Source organism: Candidatus Cloacimonadota bacterium, from assembly GCA_021734245.1.
Lineage (GTDB): Bacteria > Cloacimonadota > Cloacimonadia > Cloacimonadales > TCS61 > B137-G9.
Genome location: JAIPJH010000012.1, coordinates 1 through 24,021, shown reverse-complemented (window position 1 = coordinate 24,021; position 24,021 = coordinate 1). Strand labels below are relative to the sequence as shown.

Here is a 24,021-nt window from a genome sequence, read left to right as displayed (position 1 = left end):
AATTTCTATTTGACTCTTTTTTCAACAGAATCTAACTGACAGTTGAGAGTTGTAAATGGAAATCAATAATACCTAAGCGTCCCCCTTTAGAAGGGGGAATCAAAAGGGGGTTTGATGAAATTGAAATTATTAATCATATTAGCTCTCATTAGTGTTAGTTCGTTGCTATTCAGCACAACCTGGCACATCAAACTCGACGGCACGGGTGACTTCACAACCATTCAACAAGGAATCAATGCTTCCACAAATTCTGACACAGTTCTTGTTTATCCTGGAACTTATTTCGAAAACGTAAATTTTTTTGGGAAAGATCTAACCATAGCTAGTTTAGAATTAATCACTGGCGATGATCAATACATCACTCACACAATAATTGACGGTCAACAACTTGAAAGTTGTGTTAGAGTGCACAATGGTGAAACAAATGCCGTTTTAAGAGGCTTTACAGTTCAAAATGGTTATGGATCATTATTCTGGTCAGAAGATGGAGGTGGTATTTTAGTTCACAATAACAGCACTATTAATGTTGTGAATTGTATAGTTAAAAACAATATAGCTTGTTTAGGCGCTGGCGTTTATGCTAGAGAAAGTACAATCAACTTATCCGGTGTTTCAATCATAAATAATGCTGGTAATTTCGGAGGTGCAATTTACGCAGCAGATGACAGTCATATAAATTTCGATCCCAACAATCTATGTAATATCTACAACAATAATGCTGCAAAAGGTGCTGAAATATATGCCGAAGATACGTATCCAGTTAATGTTATTGTAGATACATTTACTGTGTTTAACCCAGACAGATTCTTTGCTGAATTTCTTGATGGTGCATCTTTCACATTCAATATACAAAATAATTGGATGGAGCTTGAATCCAATGATCTTTATGTATCACCAAATGGTGACAATACAAATAGTGGATTAACTCTAGATGATCCTTTGCAGGATATAAGTTTTGCGGTCAGAAAAATTCAACCAGATGAACAGAATCCTCTTACAATTCATCTTGCACCAGGTCTTTATTCAAACGAAGAAAACAATCAGACATTCCCTATTGGTTGCAAAGAGAACCTTTCAATTATTGGTTCAGGAATGGATGCAACATTAGTTTACAATGATTTAAGTGTTAATGCTTTAGCAGCTTACAACCTTTCAGGATCGATAGAAATATCGGATTTTTCTATCCGAAACGATCCTGATATTGCTACAACATGTGTAGTTTATTTAGTAGAAATTGATTTAGTGAAAATGAAAAATGTAAAGATTAAAGATAATTCAAACATAAAGAAAGTTATCCATACAGAGTTTATCGTAAATGAATTTGAAAATCTCATAATTAGAGATAATATTGCTAGTTCTAATGCTGGATTGGGATTAGAAGAAAATTCTGGATATATGAAAAACTGTATAATAACTAATAATGAAGCTATTGATTCAGGATGGGGTAGTGAAGTAATTTTTCAATTAGATGCATATGAAGATGAACCTTTCATAGTTGAGAATTGTATTTTTTCAAACAATATAATAAATGGTAATTTTTCAAGGATTATAAGAGTTGTTAGTGGCTGGGGAGAAGAATCTCCTGTTAAGTTCATTAATTGCAAGTTTATTAACAATTATACAAATTTTGAAACCATGATGCATGTTTCTAATAGAGGAGTTACCGATTTCATTAATTGTACATTTGCCAATAATAGCGCTTCAGAAACTACATTAAAAGGTTATGGTGATATTAATTTGACAAATACAATTTTTGATAATCCCACTCAATTTGAAGTGTTTATGGCTGACTATGTTTATGTTTCTGGAGAAATTAGCATTCTGAATATTGATTATTCGAATATCGTTGGAGGACAAAACTCTGTATACAATCAAGGTTCAGTTAATACCATTAATTGGAATTACGGAAATATTGATATGAATCCCTTATTTACAACCAGTTATGAGTTAACTGAATTTTCCCCATGTATTGACGCAGGCACTCCTGATACATCAAATCTATTTCTTCCTCCTTGGGACCTAATATATAATCAACGTATTTGGGATGGAGACGACGATGGATTTGCTGTAATAGATATGGGTTGCTATGAATTTGGAGCAGATTCTTTGGGAATTTCGAATCACCAATTACCAATGACCAGTTCACAAATGACCAACTATCCCAATCCTTTCAATCCATCTACGACGATTAGTTTCAATGTACCGCAAACGTCCTCGTTTGCGACCATAGAAATCTACAATTTAAAAGGACAGAAGGTGAAAACTCTGCCTGTCACTCTGAGCCTTTCGACGCAGCTCAGGACAAGCTTAGTCGAAGAGTCAGGAGTTAATCAATTGAAAGTTCTCCGTCCTTCGACGCAGCTCAGGATGACACAAGCGGGGAACAAAGAATATTCCGTGGTTTGGAACGGGACTGACCAAAACAACAAACCGGTTTCCAGCGGGATTTACTTCGCTAAACTAAAAGCTGGAAAGATCGAAGCAAACTGTAAGATGCTGCTTTTGAAGTGATTTTCGGACTCGACTTCAGAAGAATGAAATGAGACTGGAGTTGAGAACGAAAAACTTAAAGAACGTGTACGAAGTCCAGTACACAAGGAAGCAAGGCTAAAAGAACTTTCACGGGATCCTTCCGTCTTCGCAAAGCTTCGCCGGACACAGTCGAGGGTAAAGCTAAAAGAATCTTCAGGATGACGTTTTTTCATTCGCAATTTCATATTTATCATTTATAATTTTCCATTATTCCTTTGCAAAACGATTGAAGTGGAAGCAGGCTGTAAGACGTTTCTGTAAAAGTAAATTCCAACAAATCCAAATAAAAAAATAGTAAATTAGCAATTTGAAAGTTGACGTTAAAAACCCGCCGTTATAATTTGTAATTAACGATGAAACTGGATTGGGAGAGTTCTCGATTCGGTAATTCGAACTATTTTGAGTAAGGAGGAAGAATGCTGAAAGGATCTTATGTAGCGTTGGTAACACCCTTCAAAAATAACGAGATAGATTACAATGCTCTGGAAAACTTGATCGATTTTCACCTGGAAAATGGCACTGATGGAATTCTTTTCTGCGGCACCACAGGAGAAGCTCCTTCTTTGGCTGGAGATGAAAAAGAGAGATTGATAAATTTTGGATTGCAGAAAATTGACGGCAGAATTCCTGTGATGATGGGAACCGGAACCAATAATCTTTCTCACACGATCGCAGCAACTTCACGCGCCAAAGAATGGGGTGTAAACAGCGCCTTGGTGATAACTCCTTATTACAACAAACCAACTCAAAACGGACTCTATCTGTACGTCAAAGCAGTGGCAGAAAATACTGATATACCTATCGTTATTTACAATGTTCCCGGTAGGACTGGTGTTAATATTTCTGCTGCAACCACTTTGAAACTTGCACATGAATTCAAGAATATAGTCGGAATAAAAGAAGCCAGCGGCGATCTGGTGCAGCTCTGCAAGATCGTTAAAGATGCTCCAAAAGATTTTTCTGTGCTTTCCGGCGAAGATGCTTTGAATTTTCCAATTTTATGTTGCGGGGGAAAGGGTGTTATTTCCGTTACTGCCAATATTCTGCCAAAACAAGTTCATGATGTGGTTGAAATGGTTCAGAAAAGAAAATATGAAAAAGCACGCGAAATTCATTTAGAGCTGTCTGAAATAAATGAAGCACTGTTTTATGAAACCAATCCGATCCCGGTAAAAGAAGCACTTCATTTAATGGGAATGATCGAGCAGGAATTTCGCCTTCCGATCTGCAAAATGGAAGCTGAAAACTTAGCTATGTTAAAATCAGTTTTAGAAAATTATAAATTAAATTGAGATAATATTGAGAAGAAGAAAACGATCCAATAAAAATTTGATAGTTTGCCCCAAAAGCAAACAATATACCGATATCATAGTTTGTGCAGCAAACTGTGAAAGGAAAACATACTGTGAGATTTATCGAGAGAAGATTTCCCTGGAAATTTTACAGGAATTCATCGAAACTCATCCAAATTATATTTTAGTAGGAGAACTTATGGCAACTAAAACAACCAAACCAAAAGAAAACACTTTCTGGGTAGTTACAGGCGAAAATGAATTTACCGAAGTAAAAGAATCTGAAGTGATGAAAAATCCTCAGAATTACATTGATAAACAAATCTGGCAAAAGCCGCCTTACAAGTACGAAGTTGTAATTACACTGAAAAGAGTTAAAGCCGATAATTAAAAGCCTTACGAAAGTTTTTTAATCTTCGTAATGGCTTGATCTTCGGTTTGAGATTTTTTTTCGGAAAATAAATATAACTATAGCAAAACCGATCAGATCGGCTAAAATATCCCAACCGGAAAAACCACGTCCAGGAATGGGAATTTGATGAAGTTCATCAAAAAGTGGAATAATTAGGGCAAGCAGTAGAAGTTTTTTCAATGTTTTACTCGATATATTATTCCCATGCATTTTAACAAATAACCAGGCGTAAATAAAATAAACCAGACAGTGGGCAAGTTTATCAAAATTCAAGGAATCATCGACGGGTGAACGTAATTTTGGATACGATGTAAGCACTAAAATTACAGCCCACCACGCAAAGAATAAAATTTTATAAACTTTCTTATCAATCATTCTGAATAGTTTTCCAGTTTCCACACAACGGCAAACGGTTTCATCATAAATTTTGCTTTCAAAGGTATGTGACGTTCATCGTCCGAGAACCAGAAGATAAGCGACTTTTCTTCTGTTACAAGATTATTTGTGAGCATATCAGTATTTTCTGTTTCTTTATCAGAAATTTTTTGGAAAGTCAGTTTAATCTTTATAGCGTTCAATTTACCAAGTTCTGTGTTGATGAGCTCTTTTCCTAAATTTTTGTAGTTTGCTTTCCAAATGAGAGAATTTGCATCCAGATACAATTCACCGAAAGGTTGATCGCAAACAGTTCTAAGATAAAAAAGTGATGAGAAAAAATCGCGGCTTTCCGAGTTTATCGGGAAAACTTTATTTTTATCGTAATTGATGTAACTTGTTTTCTTTGCAGTTTTTGTAGCTCGAAAATACTCTGTAACACGGTTTTCATGATAATCTTTCTGATGGATGATCTTCTTGTAAGAATTCGGCAGGTAATTATCAGAATAGTGTGAAATGTATGTATTATCCATTTTAGCGGCAATACTGGCAATTTTGGTTGCTTTGGCTTTCACGGTTATCGTATTATTGACATCGGTCATTTCCACATTCACTACCGGCAGGCCGATATAACGAATGGAAAGCTCCATTCGTTCAGCGTTTAAATAAAAAATAAAAAATAGCAGAAAGATTAAATTATATTTCTTCATCGGCAGGTGGGAGTAATTTCATTTTGGCGTATTGGATGCGGTTTCCTTTAACTTGAGTAATTGTGAATTCCACTTTATCGGCAAAGATAAATTTTTCATTTCGTTTGGGAACCTTATTGAAATTGTCATAAAGAAAATCTGCCAGATTATCGTATTCGTCATTATCAATATTTAATTGGAATTCATCATTGAGCTCTGCAATGGTGTGCATTCCGCTTATCATCCATTCATCATCGCTCGCTTTGTCAATCATCGGTTTTTCTTTGTCGTATTCATCCATGATCTCACCGACAAGTTCTTCCAGAATATCTTCCAAAGTAATAAGTCCAGAAGTTCCACCGTATTCATCTACCACGATAGCGATTTGCACTTTTTTGGCTTTGAACTGATTTAAAAGATTTTGAATTTTGGTATTTTCCGTAATAAAAAGAGAAGGTCGGAAAAAAGAATTCATGCTGCTTTGATCTGGATTCAGAATAAGATCTTTAGCATATATAATTCCGATTATATTATCGATACTTTCCTCATAAATTGGAATTTTGGAATGTCCAGAATCAATTATACTCTCCCGAACAGAAGTAAGAGTCTCGGAAATCTCCACAGAAACTATATCAACACGAGGTGTCATAATTTCTCTTGCGGTCGTAGAGGAAAACCGCAAAATACTGTAGATAATTTTCTTTTCCTTTTCTTCCAGAGAATCTTGGGCAGCTTTCGATTTGATTAGATTTTTAAAATCTTCAGATGTAATGTGATGAGAGTTTTCAGATTTTTCTTTAGAAGAAAATAAAATACTGATATATTCTAATATTTTGATGACAGGCCACAACAGATATTTGATAATTTCCAGAAAGAAACTTGAGAAATTCGAAACTCTTTCTGGTGAAGAAAAGGCGATCAGCTTGGGAGTTATTTCACCAAAGATTAACAGTAAAATTGTCATTACTACAATCTGAGCGGTTAAAATTAGAGATTTGGGAAAATTAATCAATACATTGTCTGCCAGATAGATCGCCAAAATAGCCGCTACAGAAGATGCCGCAACATTTACGATAGTATTTCCCAAAAGAATAATTATCAGCAGTTCTCGTGGATTATTTATAAGTCGTTGCAATCTGCGAGCGCTTTTAGATTTGTTCTTTTCAATTTTTTTCAGTTGAATTTTGGTAAGTGAAAAGAAAGCTGTTTCCGATCCTGAAAAGAATGCTGACAGCATTAAGAATCCAATAATCACTAAAATAGAAAAACTTATTTCCACGGTTTTAAATTTTCTCCTTATATTTTTCGAAAAATCTCTTTTCTTTTTCTTTCATAATTTCAGCTTTTCTTGTGTCCAGATGATCGTAATTTAGAAGATGCAAAAGCCCATGCAGAAAGAGTAGAGCCAGTTCATCCTGCAATGTTCTTTTCTCTTTTTGTTTGTTTGCTACGTTTGTATCGATAATGATATCACCGAGAAATGGAATTCCCGGCATTTCCGAAGAAAACGAGATCACATCTGTAAGTTCATCCCTTCCCAGATATTTTTTATTCATATTTTGGATTTCACTATTATTAGAAAGACGCAAGTTAACGAAAGAATCTTTATCAAGATCTTCTTCAACTATCAGAATTTTCATGATCCTACTGAAAGGATCATCATCAAGTTCGATCTCAGCCTTATTATCAAGAATTACATGATCTACTTTACTTTCCAATTTTAGTCCTTATGTTCTTCTGGATATTCCAGGCGTTTTCTGTAAACTCCCATCAAAATCGGCAGCATATATTTTTTTATGATATCCAATTCCCGTATGGTAACTGGAGCTTCATCCAATTGTCCATCATTTATAAGATTTTTCAAAGTTTTGTCCATCACATCCGAAATAGCTTCTTCACTAAAATCAGAAAGTGATTTGGTGGTAGATTCCACTATATCTGCGATCATAACAATGGCAGCTTCTTTGGTTTGTGGTTTAGGACCTTCATAATGGAATTGATTTTCATCGATTTCCAGATTAGATTCAATTGCTTTATTATAAAAATAACGTATTTTGCTGGTTCCGTGGTGCTGCTGCAGAATTTCAATAACAGGTTTTGGCAGTTTGGAACGTTTTGCTAAGGCAACTCCATTGGCAATATGATTTTTAATAAGATTTGCACTTTCATTGGCCTGCATTTTATCGTGAAGTTCGGTGGAATTGGGATTGTTTTCCACGAAGAATTGGGGATTTTCCAATTTGCCGATATCATGATAATAACTTCCCACGCGCGCTAATAAATGGTTCGCTCCAATCCCTTCTGCTGCACTTTCGGCCAGGTTTCCTACAATGAGGGAATGATGATAAGTTCCGGGAATTATCATCGACATTTTTTTTAGAACAGGATTATCAAAATCCAGAAGCTCTAACAATATCTGTTTTGTAGCCATATTCAGCTTTCTTTCTACAATCGGTGTTAGCAATACCAATATCATGATAGAGCTAATAACAGAAATCGTAGACCACAATAAATGCCACAGGAAGATCATAAAACTTTCATGACGGATCAGGGTGAAAGAAGTAATAATAAGAAGAAATCCTAAAATCAGATATAATGTCAGCGGATAATATTCCAATCTTTTTTTCATGTTCTTAAGAGCGATAACTCCACCCAGAGTTGCAAGGCACATTACGATCGGATTTATTATACTCCAGCTAAGGAATAATGAAACAAAAATAAGATTAATAAAATTGAATGTGATTCCTACGTGTGGTGAGAAAATGATTGCAATTAGAAGTACACTGAAACTGTAGGGAATTATCAGCGATGGTAGTTGCAATAAACTATTAACAATTATCGTGAATAATATAGAAGTAATAAGACTGCACAGCAAGATAACCAGCCTTGGAGTAGAACTGAAGTTTTTGGGAAAGAAAATGCTAAGAATATAATATAACGCAAAAAGAATGATTATTGAAAACAGAAATACACCCAGAGATGATAGTATTAATTGATTGTTGTTTTTCTTTGTAGATTGGTCTTTCTGAGCTCTCAGCATCGATTGAAGCTTGAGAAGTTCTGTAGATGTTACCTTTTGATTCTTTCCGATTATTTCTTCATTCTTTTGAACTTTACCCAAAGTTGTTGGAACTTTTTCTCGCGCTTTCTGCTTTTCCAGCTCGGTCATTTCGTTATCGATAACGATATTTTCGATTAAAATAATATCGGCGATCTCTTTTATTATCTGTTTATCAATATCAGAACTTGATTTTGCTATAAGCTTATTTTTAGCTTCCTCCAACGAATACAGGCGGTTTAATTCATATTCAGTAATTCTATTGATTTTTACTAATTTGATCTTCTGATAACGATAATTGTCAGGATAAATTCCAATTGTGAAAATATCGGAAAGCTCTTTTGCAAGAAAGTTATAAATTCTAAATCTTCTCTTATCATTCATCAGGTTTTGAATACTGTTCATTGATAGGTCATATCCATTTTGCAGTAGCTTTTCTCTGATTTCTGTACTGTCTTTTATTGTAGATAATGTAAAATGCTGAAATATGAAATCCAGATTTTTTTGTGCGTTGAATTTAAGATTTTCCGAAACTCTGTAAATCGGCTGTACTTTGGCAGCTGCAGCATCCTGTTCAGCTTTCAAAGTTTCCTGGTTTTTATAAACAAAAAAATCAAAAGGAGCAATAATATCCTTTTCTGCAATCTCACCAAGTTTAAGGTCGTACTGATAGTTATAAAACTTGTAGGGGTTTACCAGGAAGTGCAGAAGTGCAATAATAATTGCAGTAGAAATGATAAGGATATATTTAATTTTTTCCAACGAACTGTCCTAAAAAAAAGAATTAGTTTCAAAAAAAGCCTCTCAACATTTTGAAGAGAGGCTTCTTTTATATTTATAAGAATTAGTCTCTTGGTATCTGGAATATCTGATTTGGATAAATCAAATCAGGATCTTTGATCTTGTCTTTGTTTGCTCTGTAGATCATAGGCCATTTTGCCGCATTGTTATAAACTTCTGGATAACCGGCAATTCTCCACAGACATTCACCTCTGTAAACTTTCCATTCATTGGGAAGACCGCGAGGAATTTTGATAACTTGATCTGGATAGATCAGGTTTGGATCTTTAATTCTGTCGCGATTTGCTCGGTAAATGATGGGCCATTTGGAAATGTCGTTATAAATAAAGCTATAACCGGCAATTTTAGAGAGCCAATCACCTTTCACAATGGTATATGTGTCTTCATAGTATTTTGGTTCAGCATTATCAAGAGATCTTTCCAGATTGGCAACTCTGTTATCAAGATCGGAAAATTCTTTACGATAATCTGGAACCAGGGTTTCGTTTGTATCGCGATAATCTTTGTATTCAGCAATCAATCCGCGAACAGATTTCTTGGCTTTCCAAAGTTCATCATCAGAAAGTTTTTCCCAGTTGCTTACTCTCTGATTGAATTCGTCCAATCTTGTATTAATAGCTGGAACTGCTTTTTTCTCCACATTCAGCATTGCCAGAATTGAATTATAGGTTTGCTGATATTCTGTATCAAGTGCCATTTCCTGCTTTTTGAGATCATCCATCTGAGCTGTACATTGTTCTTGTTGTGCTATAGCGTCTGCTTTTCTTTGTTGAAGAGCAGCTAATTCTGTTTCAAGTTCATCCCAGTAAGCCAATCTTTCTTTCTTGTTCAATTTCTTATAATCTTCTTCGCTGAGATAAGCAACTTTTGCACTAATAACAGCAGGAACAACGATCATAACTGCGATTAATAAAATGATAAATTTTTTCATCTGTTCCCCCTATTTCCTTGCTTCCAGTTCATTTTTGTAATTTTTCAAATCATCAAGCTCTGCCTGTTTTGCAGAAACTTTTGCTTCCATTTCTTTTGTGGCAGCACACTGATCGGCTGCAGCTTCTTCGGCAGCAATTGCTTCCTGCTCTGCTATGTCCAACTGATCCTTTGTAACAGGAGGTGGTGGAGGTGCACAAGCGGAAAGTAAAATCGATGCCAGAATTACAAATCCCAACAACATTCTAAGACTCTTCTTCATAATATCTCCTTCTTTAAAAGAATTTTCTAAAATTACACATTCACTTCTTTTCATCAGAGTTATTATTTGTCAAGTATAAACCTGATGCAAGAAAAATTAAATATATTTTATATTAGATAAGAAAAAAATAATTCTTTAAAATTCTTCATTGTCAGGTTGAGGAGTTTTTCCTTCCAAAAGATCAAGATATGTTTTCGCAGTATGCTGGCTTTGCTTAAGTTGGGCTTTGATGAGATCTCCTATTGAAATTATCCCAAAAAGTTGAGAATCTTTAAAAATCGGCAAATGCTTTATCCTGTGTTTTGTCATCATGCACATGGCATATTGGATGTCATCATTGTAAGATGCAATTATCAGGTTTTCTTTGGGAGTCATAAAATCTTTTATTTTCAATTGATCGAATTTTTCAGCATCCCGATAACATTTTAAAACATCTTTTTCAGTTATTATCCCGGCAATTTTTTCATTATCATCCATCACGATTACCGAGCCGATCTTCTTTTCTGTGAAAAGCTGCAAAACATCACAGATAGAATCTTTTTGATTGATCGATATTATTTGTCGGCCTTTTTCTTTTAAAATATCTTCTATCAGCATTATTCTTCTCCTTTGAATGTAGATGCGATTAATTTACATTTTTACCTGAATTCAAAAATTTATCGATTCCCATCGCAGCACGGTGACCATCGGCAATTGCGCTGATGGCATCAGCTTTATAATTGGAAGCATCACCACCGGAAAATACTTTGGGAATGTTGGTCTTGCCATTTTCATCCACCACGATCTTATCCCATTTTGTTTCAATTTTATCTCTTAATTTTTCTGGTAGGAATGTGAAATCGGCATTCTGACCAATAGCAATTATCAATGAATCAAGTTTCACTTCAAAAGATTCACCTTTGATAAGAATGGGTTTCGGGCGTTTTCCTTCCTCATATTTCATTTTATTCTTACCCCAAATTAAAATAATTCCCTTTCCGTCTTTTTTGATTTCCAAGGGTGTTGTTTGCGGATAGAATTTAATTCCCTCTTCCTGAGCTTCATCAATTTCTTCATCATCAGCAGGCATATCTTCTATTCTTCGACGATAATAGATATCAACTTCCGCTCCCAATCTGCGAGCGGTTCTGGCAGCATCCATGGCAGAGTTTCCACCACCAATAACACCCACTTTTTTGCCAAGTTCTATTTTTTCTTTATTTGTCACTTTGTTCAGAAGCTGAATTCCCGATAATACTTGCGGAAGTTCTTCACCTACAATATTTACAGGAATGGAATTCCACATACCCGGAGAAATGAAAATTGCCTCGAAATCATTTTGCAGATCCTGAAATTTTATCTTTTCTCCGATCCTGTAATTATATTTTATCTTCACTCCCAGATTTTCGATGTAAGCGATTTCTTCATCCAGTTTATCGTAGGGCATGCGATATTCGGGAACGCCATAACGGATCATGCCGCCGGCTTTTTCATTAGCTTCAAAAACTGTAACATCATAACCGGTAGTAATCAAATAATATGCAGCACTCAAACCAGCCGGGCCTGCTCCAATTATTGCTATTTTCTTATTGTTGGGTTTGAATTCATCCTTTAGAATTTCTTTGAATTTGGAAGGTTCGATCTGATCTACAATATAGCGTTTGAGCCAGCGAATTGCCAGAGCTTCACCCTTTACACCAATCGAACAAGCACCTTCACAAAGATGAGTACAAATTCTTCCACATGTCGAAGGCATTGGATTTGTCTTATAAAGCAGCTGTAAAGCTTCTTCCAGATTATCTTCTCTGATTGCTTTGATGTATTCGGGGATGTCCATATGGGCAGGACAGGAAGCCACACAAAGTCCGCATTCCACGCACCGTTCTGCTTCTCTTATCGCTTCATTTTTGGAGTATCCTTTCACCACTTCCAAAAAAGATTGAATGCTTTCATCTGCTGTCATCATCGGCATTTTTATTTGATCTGGAAGTAACAATTTATATTCATCACTCCGCTGATAACCTTCTTCGATTTTGTCCCATTTTTTTGTTTCTGCTCCCGGTACAAATCGAAAAACATCTGCATCAGTATCTACCCAGGTATAATCATTGCTCATTTTCAAGGAATCGGTTGTACAGATATCTACACATAAAGCGCACCAGCAGCAGCGACCATAATCTATTTGCGGACGAAGTCCACTGTCTTTTTTCGTCGTTTCAATTCCTTCTACCGGAACCATGTCGATTGCTGCATTCTGGCAGATCGCTTCACAAGAGCCACAGCCGATGCATTTTTCCAGATCATTTTGATGAAAACCTCGATATCTTTCGGCTCCTGGTCTGTCTTGAAGCGGATTTGGTGTTGTGTAGGGTTTTTCGAAAGCTCTCTTCCAAACATAAAACGGTGACAATATATCTTTTAAGCTCATAATTTTACCTCTCAATTTCCGGTGGATAAGTGTGCAGAGAAACCATCAAAGCTGCAAGATCTGCGATGTTTGTTCCGATTGCTAAATGTTCCAAAAGTGGAATTGCATGTGTGTAGCTGGGACCTCGCACGTAACATCTTCTAGGTTTACCAGAACCATCTGAAACCAGATAATAGCCGTATTCACCGCGGGTGGATTCGGCTTTCACATAGGTTTCTCCAGCTGGAATTTTCCAGTTCAGTACATTAGGCAGTGTTTTATGAATTTTGCCTTTTTCCGGAATTCTGCGCATGATTTGACGAATCAGATCAATTGACTGCAACATCTCATTATATCTGCTAACTATTCTATTGTAAGCATCTGAATGAGAATGAGTTACAGGTTCAAAATCCAGTTGATCATAAACTAAATAGGGATTGTCTTTTCTAATATCTCTTTTCAATCCTGTAGAACGGGCATTTGGCCCGACAATTCCAAATTGATCAACCATTTCCTGATTGATAATTCCCAAACCGATAAGACGTTTTTTTACAACGATATTGTTTAGAAGCACCATTTTTACTTCTTTTAGAAGTTTTTCAACTTTTTGAAGTACAGCTTCCAATCTATTATCAAACCCATCAGGAAGATCATATCGTACGCCGCCGGGAACAATGTACATATGATAAATTCTGGCACCGGAAAGCTCTTCAAAAAGATCCAGAATATAATCACGATGCGTTACAGTCCATTGTCCTACTGTTCCCAATCCCAAAGCTCCGGCTTGTCCGCCGATCCACATGAGAAAGCTTGCTAAACGGGAAAGTTCCATCGTTAAGGTTCGCAGCCAGACTGCTTTTTCGGGAACTTTAATTCCTGCCAGATCTTCCACAGCAGCGCAATATAAATATTCATTCGTATCGGGTTCGGGAACGCAGATGCGGCAGACGATAGTAAAATTCTGGATGAATTTGCGGCGTTCGATCAATTTTTCAAAACCGCGATGCAAATAGCCCACGTGCGTTTTAAGATCGACTACTTCATCACCGCACAAAGTTACTTCCAAAGACATATTTCCTGTCACACCGGGATGTTGCGGACCTTGCCACAATTTCACATATTTTTGAGAATCAAGATCGATCTTCGCTTTTCCGTTATGAATAGGAGGATATTTATCTCGATTAGCGTTCATCTGTTTCCTCCTTTTCTTTTTTAAAGAAATCAGGATATAGCTTTTCTTTCATATATTCTTTGGGATCGTGTGTTTGCCTTCCTGGTCGTGGGAAGAAGGTTTCATTGGAATATTTGAGCGTATCAAAATCTCTGCGCATGGGTGGAATTTCCTGCCAACCTTCCAAAACAAAAGATTCATGCTGGCGTGGACTGCCGGGAAAGCGAATTCCGAACATTTCTTTTAATTCTCTTTCGTAAGCTGCAACCTGATTCCAGAGATGATGAATTGTCGTCATTTCCGGTTCAGTTCGAGATACTTCAACACGAATTCCCAAACTTATATTTGAGGTGGGATTATCCAGCAGATAAGTAAGTTGAAAAAGATTCTTTTCCAGCCGGTCCACTGCATTTAAGAAAGCAAGATGTGTAAATTTTTCATAATCTTTCATGTGTGTGATGAAGTCGACAGCATAACTCTTGGGTACAGTTACGAAAAACAAATCATCTCGCTGCTTAACAACTTTTTTTAATCCATATTTTTTCTTAATTGCGTTCAATAATTCTTTCATTTTTTCCTACCAGTTATAATCGGGCATATTCCAGTCTTTAATTATCTTTTTCTGATTATTTTTGTACCAGTCAAAATTCTCGGCATATTTATTGGCACCTTCACCTTTGCCGGCTTTGATAAGTTCTTTCAGTTTGTTGAAGCCTGCAATAATTGCTTCTGGTCGCGGCATACAACCTGCCACATACACATCAACCGGAATGTAATGATCGACGCGATTTATGGTGTAATAACTATCGTAATACATGCCGCCGTTTATCGTGCAGCTGCCCAGAGCGATCACGAATTTGGGATTCTGCATTTGTTCATAACTGCGTACAACGCGCTTCAGTGTTTTTACACTCATGTAGCCACCGATGATGAAAACCGACGATTGGCGCGGAGTCGGTCGGGGAGCTATTCCATATCGATACATATCGTAGCGGGAAGTCATCAGCGGGCGCAGCTCAATGGCACCGCAGCCTGTTCCGTAAGCGATCAGCCACAGAGAGTTTGCTCGTGCCCAGTTAACAAATTTCTCGATGTATCTGGCAAAAGGTTTAGAAGGTGTCGGACGGGCATCACAAAAGAGGTCTCGTTCATGTTCCGGCAAACCCAGATTTGCTAATTTTTCTTTTTCTTTTTTCATTGGAAGGCTCTCCTTATTTTATTGCCCAGAATATTATCGATAGAATTCCAATAATGGTTGGAATTCCCAGGAAAAATCGGATCGATTGTTCGGTTCGGAAACGTGGGAAGGCAACGCCAACCACAACCGAAATCATATAAATGAGGAAAGTTTTGATGATAAGCACAATAAGATTCGTAGCACCACCGAAGAAAAGATTCATGAATAAAATCAGTTTTGCAACATTGAATAGAGCTCGATTTGTCTGCAGCATTCCCAGAAAAGCGCTGTGATGTTCAACTGGAGGTCCAACTGGAATTTCCTGTGGTGCACGCACAATATCGAACGGTGAATGCATGTTCATTCCCAGCATTGCTAAAATAGCAGCTGTTACTGCCAGGGGATTTGTGAAGAGCGTCCAGTTTAGAAATGAACCTTGTTGAGCGGCAACAATATCAAGCACGTTTAAAGTTTTATATTGGATTACCAGAGAAATAACCGCTAAAGTGTAGGGAACTTCAAAGGCCGTCATTTGAGAAAGTCCTCTACTTACTCCCATTGCAGCGTAAGGATGTCCGCTTTCTCCAGCACCCAAAGCCATTCCCAACTGGCCAAAAAAGAAGAAATACATCAAAAGAAGCAGATCTCCGCTGAAACTGAAATTGGCAAAAAATTCTGAACCGTATAAAACCGGCATAAAAAGATATAATCCCAGTCCACCAGCTAAACGAAATACAGAACCAAGATAAAACATTATTCCATGTGATATCATGGTGCGTTTGCCGTTGTTTTTGATGATATCCAGAAACGGCTGCCAGACCGGCATTCCAATTCTTCCATGAACACGTGCCACGATCCTGGCTACAAAGCCAAACATGAATAAACCATAAATTATAGCAAATGCCAGTGAAATTATCGCAAAATATATTGAATTCGGAAAACTAAATTCCATCAAACTCTCCTAATTATTTTATTCCAATTGCAAAATAAATTATTACTATATACATTATGATGTGAAGTCCGTAGGTTTGACCATTTCCTGTATAAATATGCCTTAATGATGCGGAAATGGAATAAGTCCATTCTACAACAGAATTCCAGATTTTGGTTACACGGGGCTCCACCAGAAATCCCAGAGCCTTCTGATAGGGCGCAAAGAAATTGTAGGCAAAATGAGTAGTTTCCGGTTTTTCCGGTCGTTCGGCTGCGTAAACTATGTTGAACTGTTTTACTTTACGAATCGAGCGGATGCGCAGTGAAATCCAGATAAGTGGCAGCATGAAAACACCCATCGTTACAAGCATTACATTATAGCCATTCCAATAACCAAACGGACTGATCAGAGTGTAATTTTCCCAATTTATGTTTGTGGCAAAATGTGTTTCCACAGCTGCAGTAATTGGTTTTATCAAAAGATTTGGATATGTGGAAAATGCCATGATGACCATGATGAGCAGAAATGAGGGAACAATGTAAAACGGTGAAGCCTCTTTCACTTTTTTGTGAGCAGTTTTTCCCTGTCCCAGAAAGATCGTGTGGATCAAACGGAAAAGATACAGGAACGAAATTGCTCCGGAAAAGAAAGCTAATCCTGCCTGCAGATACCAGCCTTTATCAAATAATGCGTTGTACATCAACCATTTACTGCCAAATCCTGTTAACGGCGGAACGCCTGAAATGGCGATGATGGAAATGAGAACAGCTACAAATGATAATGGCATTTTCTTGATAAGACCGCCCATTTCAAACATATTTCGCGTTCCCACTCGGGATATTACTCCGGCGACCGTGATGAACAAGATCGCTTTGAACAGGAAGTGATTTACACTCATATAAATAGCCGCAACCCAGCCCAGATGACTGAGAGAGGCAACCGTAAGCACGATGTAACCGATCTGACTCATACTGGAATAAGCCAGAAGATATTTGATGTCTTCCTGGAAAATTGCCATCAACGCTCCGAAGAAGGCTGTTAAAACTCCAATCCATCCCAGTAGAACGGTAATCGAAGTGTCTCCCAGAAAGTTTTTACCGAAAATTCCCAGGAATATCAGGAATCCAAAAATTCCTGCTTTACTGAGTAGCGACGAAACAAACGGTGAAAAATCATCTTCAGCTTCTGCATATGAACCCGGCAACCATAAATGAAGGCCCAAAGCACCGCTTTTTATCGAAAATCCCAGAGAAAGGAAAATTAAAATTGTGGGAGCGGAAGTGTAGATCATGGCAAAAGATTCCAGCAGCACATTACCGTTTTCTCGAAAAGCAAAACCAAAAGCTGTAAGTATGAAATAACTTCCTAAAGTGGAGAATAAAATATATCGCAAAGCATGCGGAGCAGAGAATTTTCCTCGTAATATCAGCAGAAAAGCACTGATCGCCATGATTTCCCAGGAGAGGAAAAACTGCAGAGTCGTTTCTGCCTGCAGAAGACCGGATAGCGAAGTTATCAGCATCACGATAAGCGGATAAAATCCTCTTCGGATTCCTTTGGAATGTAATGTGGTTATCAGCAGAATAGCACTTCCAGCGATAAACATAATTCCAAAAATATAGCGAATTCCAGAAAGTTCCGGCACAATCAAATATCCGGTTCCCAATGTAATAAAAATCACCAGAAAAGTTTTCATTTTTGCAGGCAGCCAGTCCAGGGCATACAAAATTGCTCCAAACATGATGGGGAAGAGGTAGAGTGGATCGGAACCTTCCAGATGATTCGAGGAGATCAAGCCAAAAAGATAAAGCAGCAAAAAGAATAACGAAACAGGAAGAACTTTATTAAAGTTATAAGTTGATGGTTCTTTAGTTTTTGAGGAAACGATCTTTACCAGCCAGCGCAGCAGGTAAACAGCTTCCAGCAGCGATCCGAATAAGATCAAGCCTATCAAGGGTAACATATTGTTGGCTGCCAACTGCATTATAAGCTCCCATTTTGCCCAGAAACCCGGAAATGGTGGTAAACCGATAAGTGCGAACAAAAATGAAGTGAACATGATAATTTTCATGGGATCGGATTTCAAAACGGCAAAATCTTCCAGCTTCTGTCCTTTAACCATTCCTGCTAACCAGAATAAACCAGCTTTTGCCAGGAAGTGATTGATGAACAAACCACCAATAATTACAAAAATAGAATTTCCCACACTTTCCAAATCGGAAAATTGGAAGATCAAAGCTAAGGCAGCCAGAAGCAATCCCATTTGTGCAATGGAAGAATAGCCCAGCAATCGGCGTCCATTCGTCTGCTTCAGAGCAACCAGATTCGAGCCGATAAAAGTGATCATTCCCAAAACCGTGATGGCGGGAAGAATGGCATCAAAAAGAAAAATTAATTTATAAAACACAAAAAATATGGCAGCCGATGAAGCTGCTGCAATGAGAGCCGAAATACCCGGATCGGCGGCTTGATAAACATCCAATGCCCAACCGTTGGCAGGAAATGGTTTCAGCTCAATTAGAACTGCAGAAAGTAGCAGAAATAATGCCAGAAATCCAAGTTTTCCTGATAGCATTTCCTGAGAATTGATAATAAAATCGATATTTAATGTTCCGGTGAATTTGTAGATGTAAATCGTTCCCAGCAGGAAGAAAGCAGAAGCTAATCCTCCGGCGATGAGATATTTAAATCCGGCAGAAAGGCTTTGTGTATTTTTATTCAGGGCGATCAAACCGTAAGTGGAAATGGCAGTGATTTCCAGAAAAACAAATACGTTGAATAAATCACGCGTCATCACCAGTCCGTTCAAACCCAGAACCAATGCCAGATACAATGACAAAGCATACGATTTTGCCAGTCGGAATTTTGGAGCAAGATACAAAGCTGAAAGCAGAGCTGCCAGATTTATAAGAAAAGTGAATAATGATTCTTCCAGGCCCATTTGCAAATTGATCGAGATCGGTGGAATCGTGCCGGCTGTGAAAATCTGTGTTCCTTCACCACCATATAGAATATTAAAAAACCATTGAGCCGAAATAGCCGTAGTTAATACCAAAGCTCCAAAAAAGACAAGTTGAGATAAACTTCGAGAGAGTTTATCAAATAAAGCTATCAGGAAGGCAATTCCCAAAGTTACAAGCAGTATCCAGATAGGATTTACCATTTCAACTCCTCAAAATCATTTATCTGCAATGATTTTTTATGTTTATACATTTGCACGGCGTAAACCAGCATGAGCGCTGTAACGGCCAGCCCGATTACAATTGCAGTTAGAACCAGAGCAGAGGGAACAGGGTCGACTACTCTTTCTACTGCTGTTGCTTTTTCAACTGCAGCATCCAAAATGGGAGCTGTGCGGTCTTTCAGGTAGCCAATGGAAACTATCACGAGATGAATTCCGGTATCGATTATGGAAAATCCAATGATCATCTTGATGATATTTTTCTGAGTCAGCATTCCCCACAAACCAATAATGATAAGAATAAAGCCAAGCATTGAAACTAAGATCATGCTTCCTCCCCGCTCAAGTTATCCAGAATTCCCACCAGTTCGGAACCTACTTTTAGTCCAATCAGAGAGTAAATTATGGGAATAGCTCCGGCACTGAAAAGTGTACCAAATTCTCCCAGAGGTAAAATGCGATTATCCAGAAATCCGCCTGCCAGGAAAATTCCCAGTAAACCAATTACAATATAAAATGCACCGGAAAGAGATTCAATTGTGTGTAACACAGTTTTATTCATTTTCCAGTTCACGTTTGCCAGCATCAACAGCAATATACCAGTAGCGATTATAACTCCACCTTGAAAGCCACCACCAGGTGTAAGATGGCCATGGGAAAAGATATAAACACCAAATAAAATTATAATAGGTGCTAAGAAACCGGATCCTGTCTGCAGAAGTTCAGAAGCTTTTCTCTTTTTAGATTTTGCTTCTTTAGTTTTCAGTAGAAAACCCACACCAGCTGTGGCAATGAACAGAACAGTAACTTCGCCTAAAGTGTCCAATCCACGATAAGTAACAATTACAGATGTTACCAGGTTCTGGCTGCCCAGTTCATCGGGTCCTGCACTCACGTAATTTGCTGCCAGCGGATTAAGTTCAGTATCACTGAAAATAACATAGAACATCGGAAACAATATATAAATAAGGAATATAATAAAAAGGAAGGTGAAGAATCTTTTAACCATTTTCTTCTCCTTTTACGTTAGCTGCTTTCTGCCTGTTTTCCACTTTCATTTTTCTAATTTTATTGAAGGCATAAAGAAAGACTACCGTGGTCAATCCTGATCCGATAGCAGCTTCTGTCATCGCTACGTCTGGTGCAGCAAGCAAAATATAAATAATACTGGCAAGTAAACTGATAACTCCGGCACTAAGGATAGCCGAAACCAGGTTTTGGAAATAGATTGCCATAAATGCTGCAAAGATCATGATAATACCAAGTACAATAATTATTGTGGAAATCATATTTCTTCTCCCTTAAAATCTTCATTAACAGATTCATTTTCATCCTTTTCCAGATCGTCTTTCACGGAACGTTTTGCTAACTTGATCCCGGCAAAATGAGCAGCTCGTGCCAAGGTGTGAGACGAAATAGGATTTGTGAAAATCAGGAATAAAATTAACAGAACGATTTTCCAGAAACAAACTCCTACAGAATGACCGATGCAGATTCCAAACAGGAAGAAAATACTACCCAGGGTTGTTGCTTTCGTTCCCGCCTGCATTCTATTATATACATCTGGCATTCGCAGAATTCCCAGAGCTCCCAGGAAAAGGAATATTGCTCCGATCAGTGTAACTATAGCTCCAATTAATTCCATTTATAGCCCCCTTTCCAAGTAACGGGCGATCGCTATTACTCCGATGAAACTCATGAGTGCATAAACCAGAGCTACATCAATGTAGATGATCCTTTTCAGCAGGGCGGCAATGAAAACGATCAGTGAAATGGAAATGATTGTCATTACATCGAGTGCTACTACTCTGTCAGCCGCAGTTGGTCCTTTCAGCATTCGAATGAGTGCGATTATCATTCCTGCCAAAGCCAAATATGCTGCGATGTTGTAGATAAGATTGGCTAGATTATCCAAAGATCACCTCCAGATATTTTTCAAATTTTGCCACAATTGCATTCGTAGCTCCTTCGATATCGGTAGAGCTTATATCGATCCAGTGAATATAGAAGAAATCATCTTTAGTTTCTACGGTCAGCGTTCCCGGAGTAAGTGTAATAGAATTTGCCAGGATTATTCTGCCGATCTTAGATTTAAGATTTGTTTTAACTTTCACGATTCCCGGATTGATGGGAAGTTTTGGATTTAAAACCCTGAAAGCAACATCCAGATTCGATTTGATAAGTTCCCACAAAAACACAAAAATGTAGATCAACCAGAAAACAAATGCTTTTGGCGTTAGTTTGATCTCAGCAAAAATTTCCGCACTTCCCAGGAAGATCAACATGATAATTAAAGCTACAATTGCTCCAATGATCAATTCCTGTGGGTGCAAACCTGTAAGTAATATCCAGATGAGAAATAGTGTGATAAATAAGAAAACAGCTTTTTTAAAAAATTTCATCAAAACTCCTGTTATTGAGCTTTTATTGCATTTTGTATCAGCTCGAAGATATATCTCAGAACTACAGCAGGTTCTACATCAGTCTGCTTGTTCATCTGATTCTTTGCTAATATGCATCCTGGAAGAAATCCTGTCAAGTTTCCCCAGATCGCCTGAGCAAGTTTTGCAGCATCAGCAGTAGGTGAGATGCTGTTATCAGCATGACCAGATTCGATTATTTTTTTTATCAAATCATTGATCTCTGAATTTTTTTTTAAACTTTCCTGATAAATATATCCAGTTTCAGAACATTCAATACTATGATTTCTAAAAGTGAGTAGTGCTTTATAATATTTTGGATGAGCGATGGTAAAATTTAAGAATTCTTCGGAGATCAATTGTAATTTTTTCAGGCCATTACAATTTTTATCAATAATTTTCTGGAACAGCTCCAAAATCTTTTCCAAACTACGAACGATGATAGCCATACAGAGTTCATTTTTGCTGTTGAAATAAAGATAAAGTGTTCCCTTGCTCAATTCAGCTTGTTCAGCCACATCATTCATGCTGGCGTTATCAAAGCCTTTGGAGAAAAATACCTTTTCTGCAGCATCGATTATATCGATCTTACGCTGCTCTTTCTCCCGCTCCTTTCTTTCCAGAATTCCCATAAAATCCTTCTAAATTTCTTCAAGAGTCAGAAAATGACCACCGGTCAGAAATGTCAAAGTATTTTTTTTATAGTGTTAAAGATTTAATCGAAAAAATTCCTTGCTGCTCGGCGTCGGGGTTTTCCAAATTTTCTCCCCTGTTTGAGGGGAGATGCCGAAGGCAGAGGGGTAAATAATAAAAATTCGATTTTCAGCTTGCTGAAATAAATTTAGCGAAATACACCTTGGTTCTGCCACGGTGAAAATCAAATTTATGAATTTTCATTATAGTAGCAAATTATCTTTTGGTTTGAATTTTGTCTTTTGAATTTTCACCCGACGTTGAAAGCTGTATCCTGCTAATGCAGAATTAATAATTATCATCTTTATATTCCCCATTCTAAGTTGCAGCTAAATTACTTCTGTAAAAAGAAATGCTTCTTCCAAATTATATTTTTTTTCTTGACTAAAATGAGCAGCATTCAATAAATCAATCAGATTAATTATTAAGATTCTCTGGGAAAAATGTTTGCGGAATGAAGTCGATATTATAAGGGGGGAAATCCGATGAAAAGAAATCATGTTTTTTTTGTTTTTATACTGATTGTGCTTGTGAGTGTAATTTTATTCTCAGAACAAAGTACTCTAAACTTTCAGGGAATGCTACAGGATGCGGACGGCATTCCGGTTAACGACACAAAAATGATCGAATTTCGTATTTATGATGATCTGACCGCTGGAACACAGCTCTGGTCGGAACTGCATTATTCTGTGAATATCGAAGACGGTTTATTTGCCGTGGAACTGGGCAATGACACTGCTTTTCCTGCCGATCTCTTTGCCGGCGATGAACTTTTCATCACCTTTTTTGTGGGCGGAGAAGAGATAACGCCGCGCCAGAAATTTCTGCCCGTGCCGTTCTCGATCCGCTCCTATCAGGCTGCCAATGCCGATACTTCTGCTTATGCTGCCACTCTGGAAGGCGTGGCTCTCTCCGGCGTGGTGCAGCAGGATGGTGACGGCAACGCCACAATCTCGGGAACTATGACTGCAGATGCTTATGTGGGTGACGGCTCCGGCTTGAGCGGCATCACCCAGATTTATGATGATACTTATCTGCATAAAGTGGGACCCGATACGATGACTGCTAACTCTGAAGATGCTGTTCTCAGTATCCAGAATCAAAGTGATACAGGTGATGGGATATTTGTAAGTGGAGTATATAATGGGCTGAATGTTAATAATTCATCATATGGCGTTACTGCTAGCGGAACACAATATTCTGGTTTCTTGTCATTTAACACAATAAGTGGATATCAAGCTGATCAAATATTGTGGAATGGTTTTCAAGCGGTGCAAATTGGTACTCCTACTGCGATGAATTATAATACTGAAAATCCTGCGGGATTTGTTGTAAATGGTTCTGAAGGTAATGGACTCTGGGTTGGAAGAGCTGATATGGACGGGGTATATGTTAATTCTGCCGGAGTTGATGGAGTTCAAGTTAATTTTGTTGGGGATAATTTTTTTCAGGCAGGACAAGATGGTAGTGAAAAATTCTATGTTAACAGCAGCGGTAGTCTGTTTTCTGAGAGCTTTCAGAATATTTCCTTTGCAGCCGGCGGTAACCGCTATCTCGGTTTGCCGGATAATACTAGTGACCCGTCAATCATCGATTGTCGGATAGAGACGTTTCAATTTAACTCGTGAATCTTGGGTGGTAAACTGCCAGTTTATAGAGCATTCTTTTTTGTTTCTTGCTTTTGTCCATGCTGCTACCTGGCTGGACA

24 protein-coding genes and 1 pseudogene are annotated in these 24,021 nt (G+C 37.7%); 4 read left to right on the top strand and 21 right to left on the bottom strand.

Going from position 1 to position 24,021, the window contains the following annotated elements; all coding sequences use genetic code 11:
• Positions 1-114: 114 nt before the first annotated feature.
• The 3 genes from K9N40_03500 to K9N40_03490 all read left to right on the top strand — a co-directional run bounded on the left by K9N40_03500 (position 115) and on the right by K9N40_03490 (position 4,215).
• Positions 115-2,511, top strand: coding sequence for a hypothetical protein (locus tag K9N40_03500; GenBank protein MCF7813531.1), 2,397 nt, complete (start codon positions 115-117; stop codon positions 2,509-2,511).
• A 437-nt stretch (positions 2,512-2,948) separates the two neighbouring features.
• Positions 2,949-3,824: a 4-hydroxy-tetrahydrodipicolinate synthase gene (gene dapA / locus K9N40_03495; protein MCF7813530.1), complete on the top strand. Its 876-nt coding sequence runs from the start codon at positions 2,949-2,951 to the stop codon at positions 3,822-3,824.
• Positions 3,825-3,831: 7 nt separating this feature from the next.
• Positions 3,832-4,215, top strand: a complete 384-nt coding sequence (locus tag K9N40_03490) for a hypothetical protein (protein MCF7813529.1) — start codon at positions 3,832-3,834, stop codon at positions 4,213-4,215.
• An 18-nt stretch (positions 4,216-4,233) separates the two neighbouring features.
• Here the strand turns inward: K9N40_03490 and K9N40_03485 are convergent, their stop codons facing one another.
• The 21 genes and pseudogenes from K9N40_03485 to K9N40_03385 all read right to left on the bottom strand — a co-directional run bounded on the left by K9N40_03485 (position 4,234) and on the right by K9N40_03385 (position 22,252).
• A complete protein-coding gene (locus K9N40_03485) occupies positions 4,234-4,611 on the bottom strand; it encodes a VanZ family protein (GenBank protein MCF7813528.1) in 378 nt (125 codons plus the stop codon).
• On the bottom strand, positions 4,608-5,321 hold the full coding sequence (locus K9N40_03480; GenBank protein ID MCF7813527.1) for a DUF3108 domain-containing protein: 714 nt from the start codon (positions 5,319-5,321) through the stop codon (positions 4,608-4,610). Before K9N40_03480 ends, K9N40_03485 begins: the two co-directional genes overlap by 4 nt.
• Positions 5,308-6,579, bottom strand: coding sequence for a hemolysin family protein (locus K9N40_03475; protein MCF7813526.1), 1,272 nt, complete (start codon positions 6,577-6,579; stop codon positions 5,308-5,310). The genes K9N40_03480 and K9N40_03475 overlap by 14 nt, the downstream gene beginning before the upstream one ends.
• Positions 6,580-6,583: 4 nt before the next feature.
• Positions 6,584-7,018: an rRNA maturation RNase YbeY gene (gene ybeY / locus K9N40_03470; protein ID MCF7813525.1), complete on the bottom strand. Its 435-nt coding sequence runs from the start codon at positions 7,016-7,018 to the stop codon at positions 6,584-6,586.
• A gap of 2 nt (positions 7,019-7,020) precedes the next feature.
• Positions 7,021-9,120: an HDIG domain-containing protein gene (locus tag K9N40_03465; GenBank protein ID MCF7813524.1), complete on the bottom strand. Its 2,100-nt coding sequence runs from the start codon at positions 9,118-9,120 to the stop codon at positions 7,021-7,023.
• Positions 9,121-9,379: 259 nt separating this feature from the next.
• A pseudogene (locus K9N40_03460) lies at positions 9,380-9,808 on the bottom strand (LysM peptidoglycan-binding domain-containing protein).
• Between the two features lie 291 nt (positions 9,809-10,099).
• The gene (locus K9N40_03455) at positions 10,100-10,351 is read right to left on the bottom strand and encodes a hypothetical protein (protein ID MCF7813523.1); all 252 of its coding nucleotides are present in this window, start codon (positions 10,349-10,351) and stop codon (positions 10,100-10,102) included.
• A 135-nt stretch (positions 10,352-10,486) separates the two neighbouring features.
• Complete coding sequence (locus K9N40_03450; protein ID MCF7813522.1) at positions 10,487-10,948, bottom strand: CBS domain-containing protein; 462 nt, start codon at positions 10,946-10,948, stop codon at positions 10,487-10,489.
• A gap of 28 nt (positions 10,949-10,976) precedes the next feature.
• Positions 10,977-12,758, bottom strand: a complete 1,782-nt coding sequence (locus K9N40_03445; protein MCF7813521.1) for an FAD-dependent oxidoreductase — start codon at positions 12,756-12,758, stop codon at positions 10,977-10,979.
• A gap of 4 nt (positions 12,759-12,762) precedes the next feature.
• Positions 12,763-13,929 (bottom strand): NADH-quinone oxidoreductase subunit D, encoded by a 1,167-nt coding sequence (locus K9N40_03440; GenBank protein MCF7813520.1) that lies wholly within the window; start codon positions 13,927-13,929, stop codon positions 12,763-12,765.
• Positions 13,919-14,479, bottom strand: coding sequence for an NADH-quinone oxidoreductase subunit C (locus tag K9N40_03435; GenBank protein ID MCF7813519.1), 561 nt, complete (start codon positions 14,477-14,479; stop codon positions 13,919-13,921). The genes K9N40_03440 and K9N40_03435 overlap by 11 nt, the downstream gene beginning before the upstream one ends.
• A gap of 6 nt (positions 14,480-14,485) precedes the next feature.
• Positions 14,486-15,106 (bottom strand): NADH-quinone oxidoreductase subunit NuoB, encoded by a 621-nt coding sequence (gene nuoB, locus K9N40_03430; protein MCF7813518.1) that lies wholly within the window; start codon positions 15,104-15,106, stop codon positions 14,486-14,488.
• A 13-nt stretch (positions 15,107-15,119) separates the two neighbouring features.
• Positions 15,120-16,037, bottom strand: coding sequence for an NADH-quinone oxidoreductase subunit H (locus tag K9N40_03425; protein MCF7813517.1), 918 nt, complete (start codon positions 16,035-16,037; stop codon positions 15,120-15,122).
• A gap of 13 nt (positions 16,038-16,050) precedes the next feature.
• Positions 16,051-19,182 (bottom strand): hypothetical protein, encoded by a 3,132-nt coding sequence (locus tag K9N40_03420; GenBank protein ID MCF7813516.1) that lies wholly within the window; start codon positions 19,180-19,182, stop codon positions 16,051-16,053.
• Complete coding sequence (locus K9N40_03415) at positions 19,176-19,529, bottom strand: sodium:proton antiporter (GenBank protein ID MCF7813515.1); 354 nt, start codon at positions 19,527-19,529, stop codon at positions 19,176-19,178. Before K9N40_03415 ends, K9N40_03420 begins: the two co-directional genes overlap by 7 nt.
• Entirely contained in the window at positions 19,526-20,209 is a 684-nt protein-coding gene (locus K9N40_03410; protein ID MCF7813514.1) for a Na(+)/H(+) antiporter subunit B, read from the bottom strand. Before K9N40_03410 ends, K9N40_03415 begins: the two co-directional genes overlap by 4 nt.
• A complete protein-coding gene (locus K9N40_03405; protein ID MCF7813513.1) occupies positions 20,202-20,486 on the bottom strand; it encodes a DUF4040 domain-containing protein in 285 nt (94 codons plus the stop codon). The genes K9N40_03410 and K9N40_03405 overlap by 8 nt, the downstream gene beginning before the upstream one ends.
• Complete coding sequence (mnhG, locus tag K9N40_03400; protein ID MCF7813512.1) at positions 20,486-20,845, bottom strand: monovalent cation/H(+) antiporter subunit G; 360 nt, start codon at positions 20,843-20,845, stop codon at positions 20,486-20,488. Before mnhG ends, K9N40_03405 begins: the two co-directional genes overlap by 1 nt.
• Positions 20,846-21,058 (bottom strand): cation:proton antiporter, encoded by a 213-nt coding sequence (locus K9N40_03395; GenBank protein ID MCF7813511.1) that lies wholly within the window; start codon positions 21,056-21,058, stop codon positions 20,846-20,848.
• A 49-nt stretch (positions 21,059-21,107) separates the two neighbouring features.
• The gene (locus K9N40_03390) at positions 21,108-21,602 is read right to left on the bottom strand and encodes a Na+/H+ antiporter subunit E (GenBank protein ID MCF7813510.1); all 495 of its coding nucleotides are present in this window, start codon (positions 21,600-21,602) and stop codon (positions 21,108-21,110) included.
• 11 nt (positions 21,603-21,613) lie between these two features.
• Positions 21,614-22,252 carry a TetR/AcrR family transcriptional regulator gene (locus K9N40_03385; protein ID MCF7813509.1) on the bottom strand — a complete coding sequence of 213 codons (639 nt, stop codon included), beginning with the start codon at positions 22,250-22,252 and terminating at the stop codon, positions 21,614-21,616.
• Between the two features lie 546 nt (positions 22,253-22,798).
• Here K9N40_03385 and K9N40_03380 point away from each other — a divergent pair.
• Positions 22,799-23,941 (top strand): hypothetical protein, encoded by a 1,143-nt coding sequence (locus K9N40_03380; GenBank protein ID MCF7813508.1) that lies wholly within the window; start codon positions 22,799-22,801, stop codon positions 23,939-23,941.
• Positions 23,942-24,021: the final 80 nt, after the last annotated feature.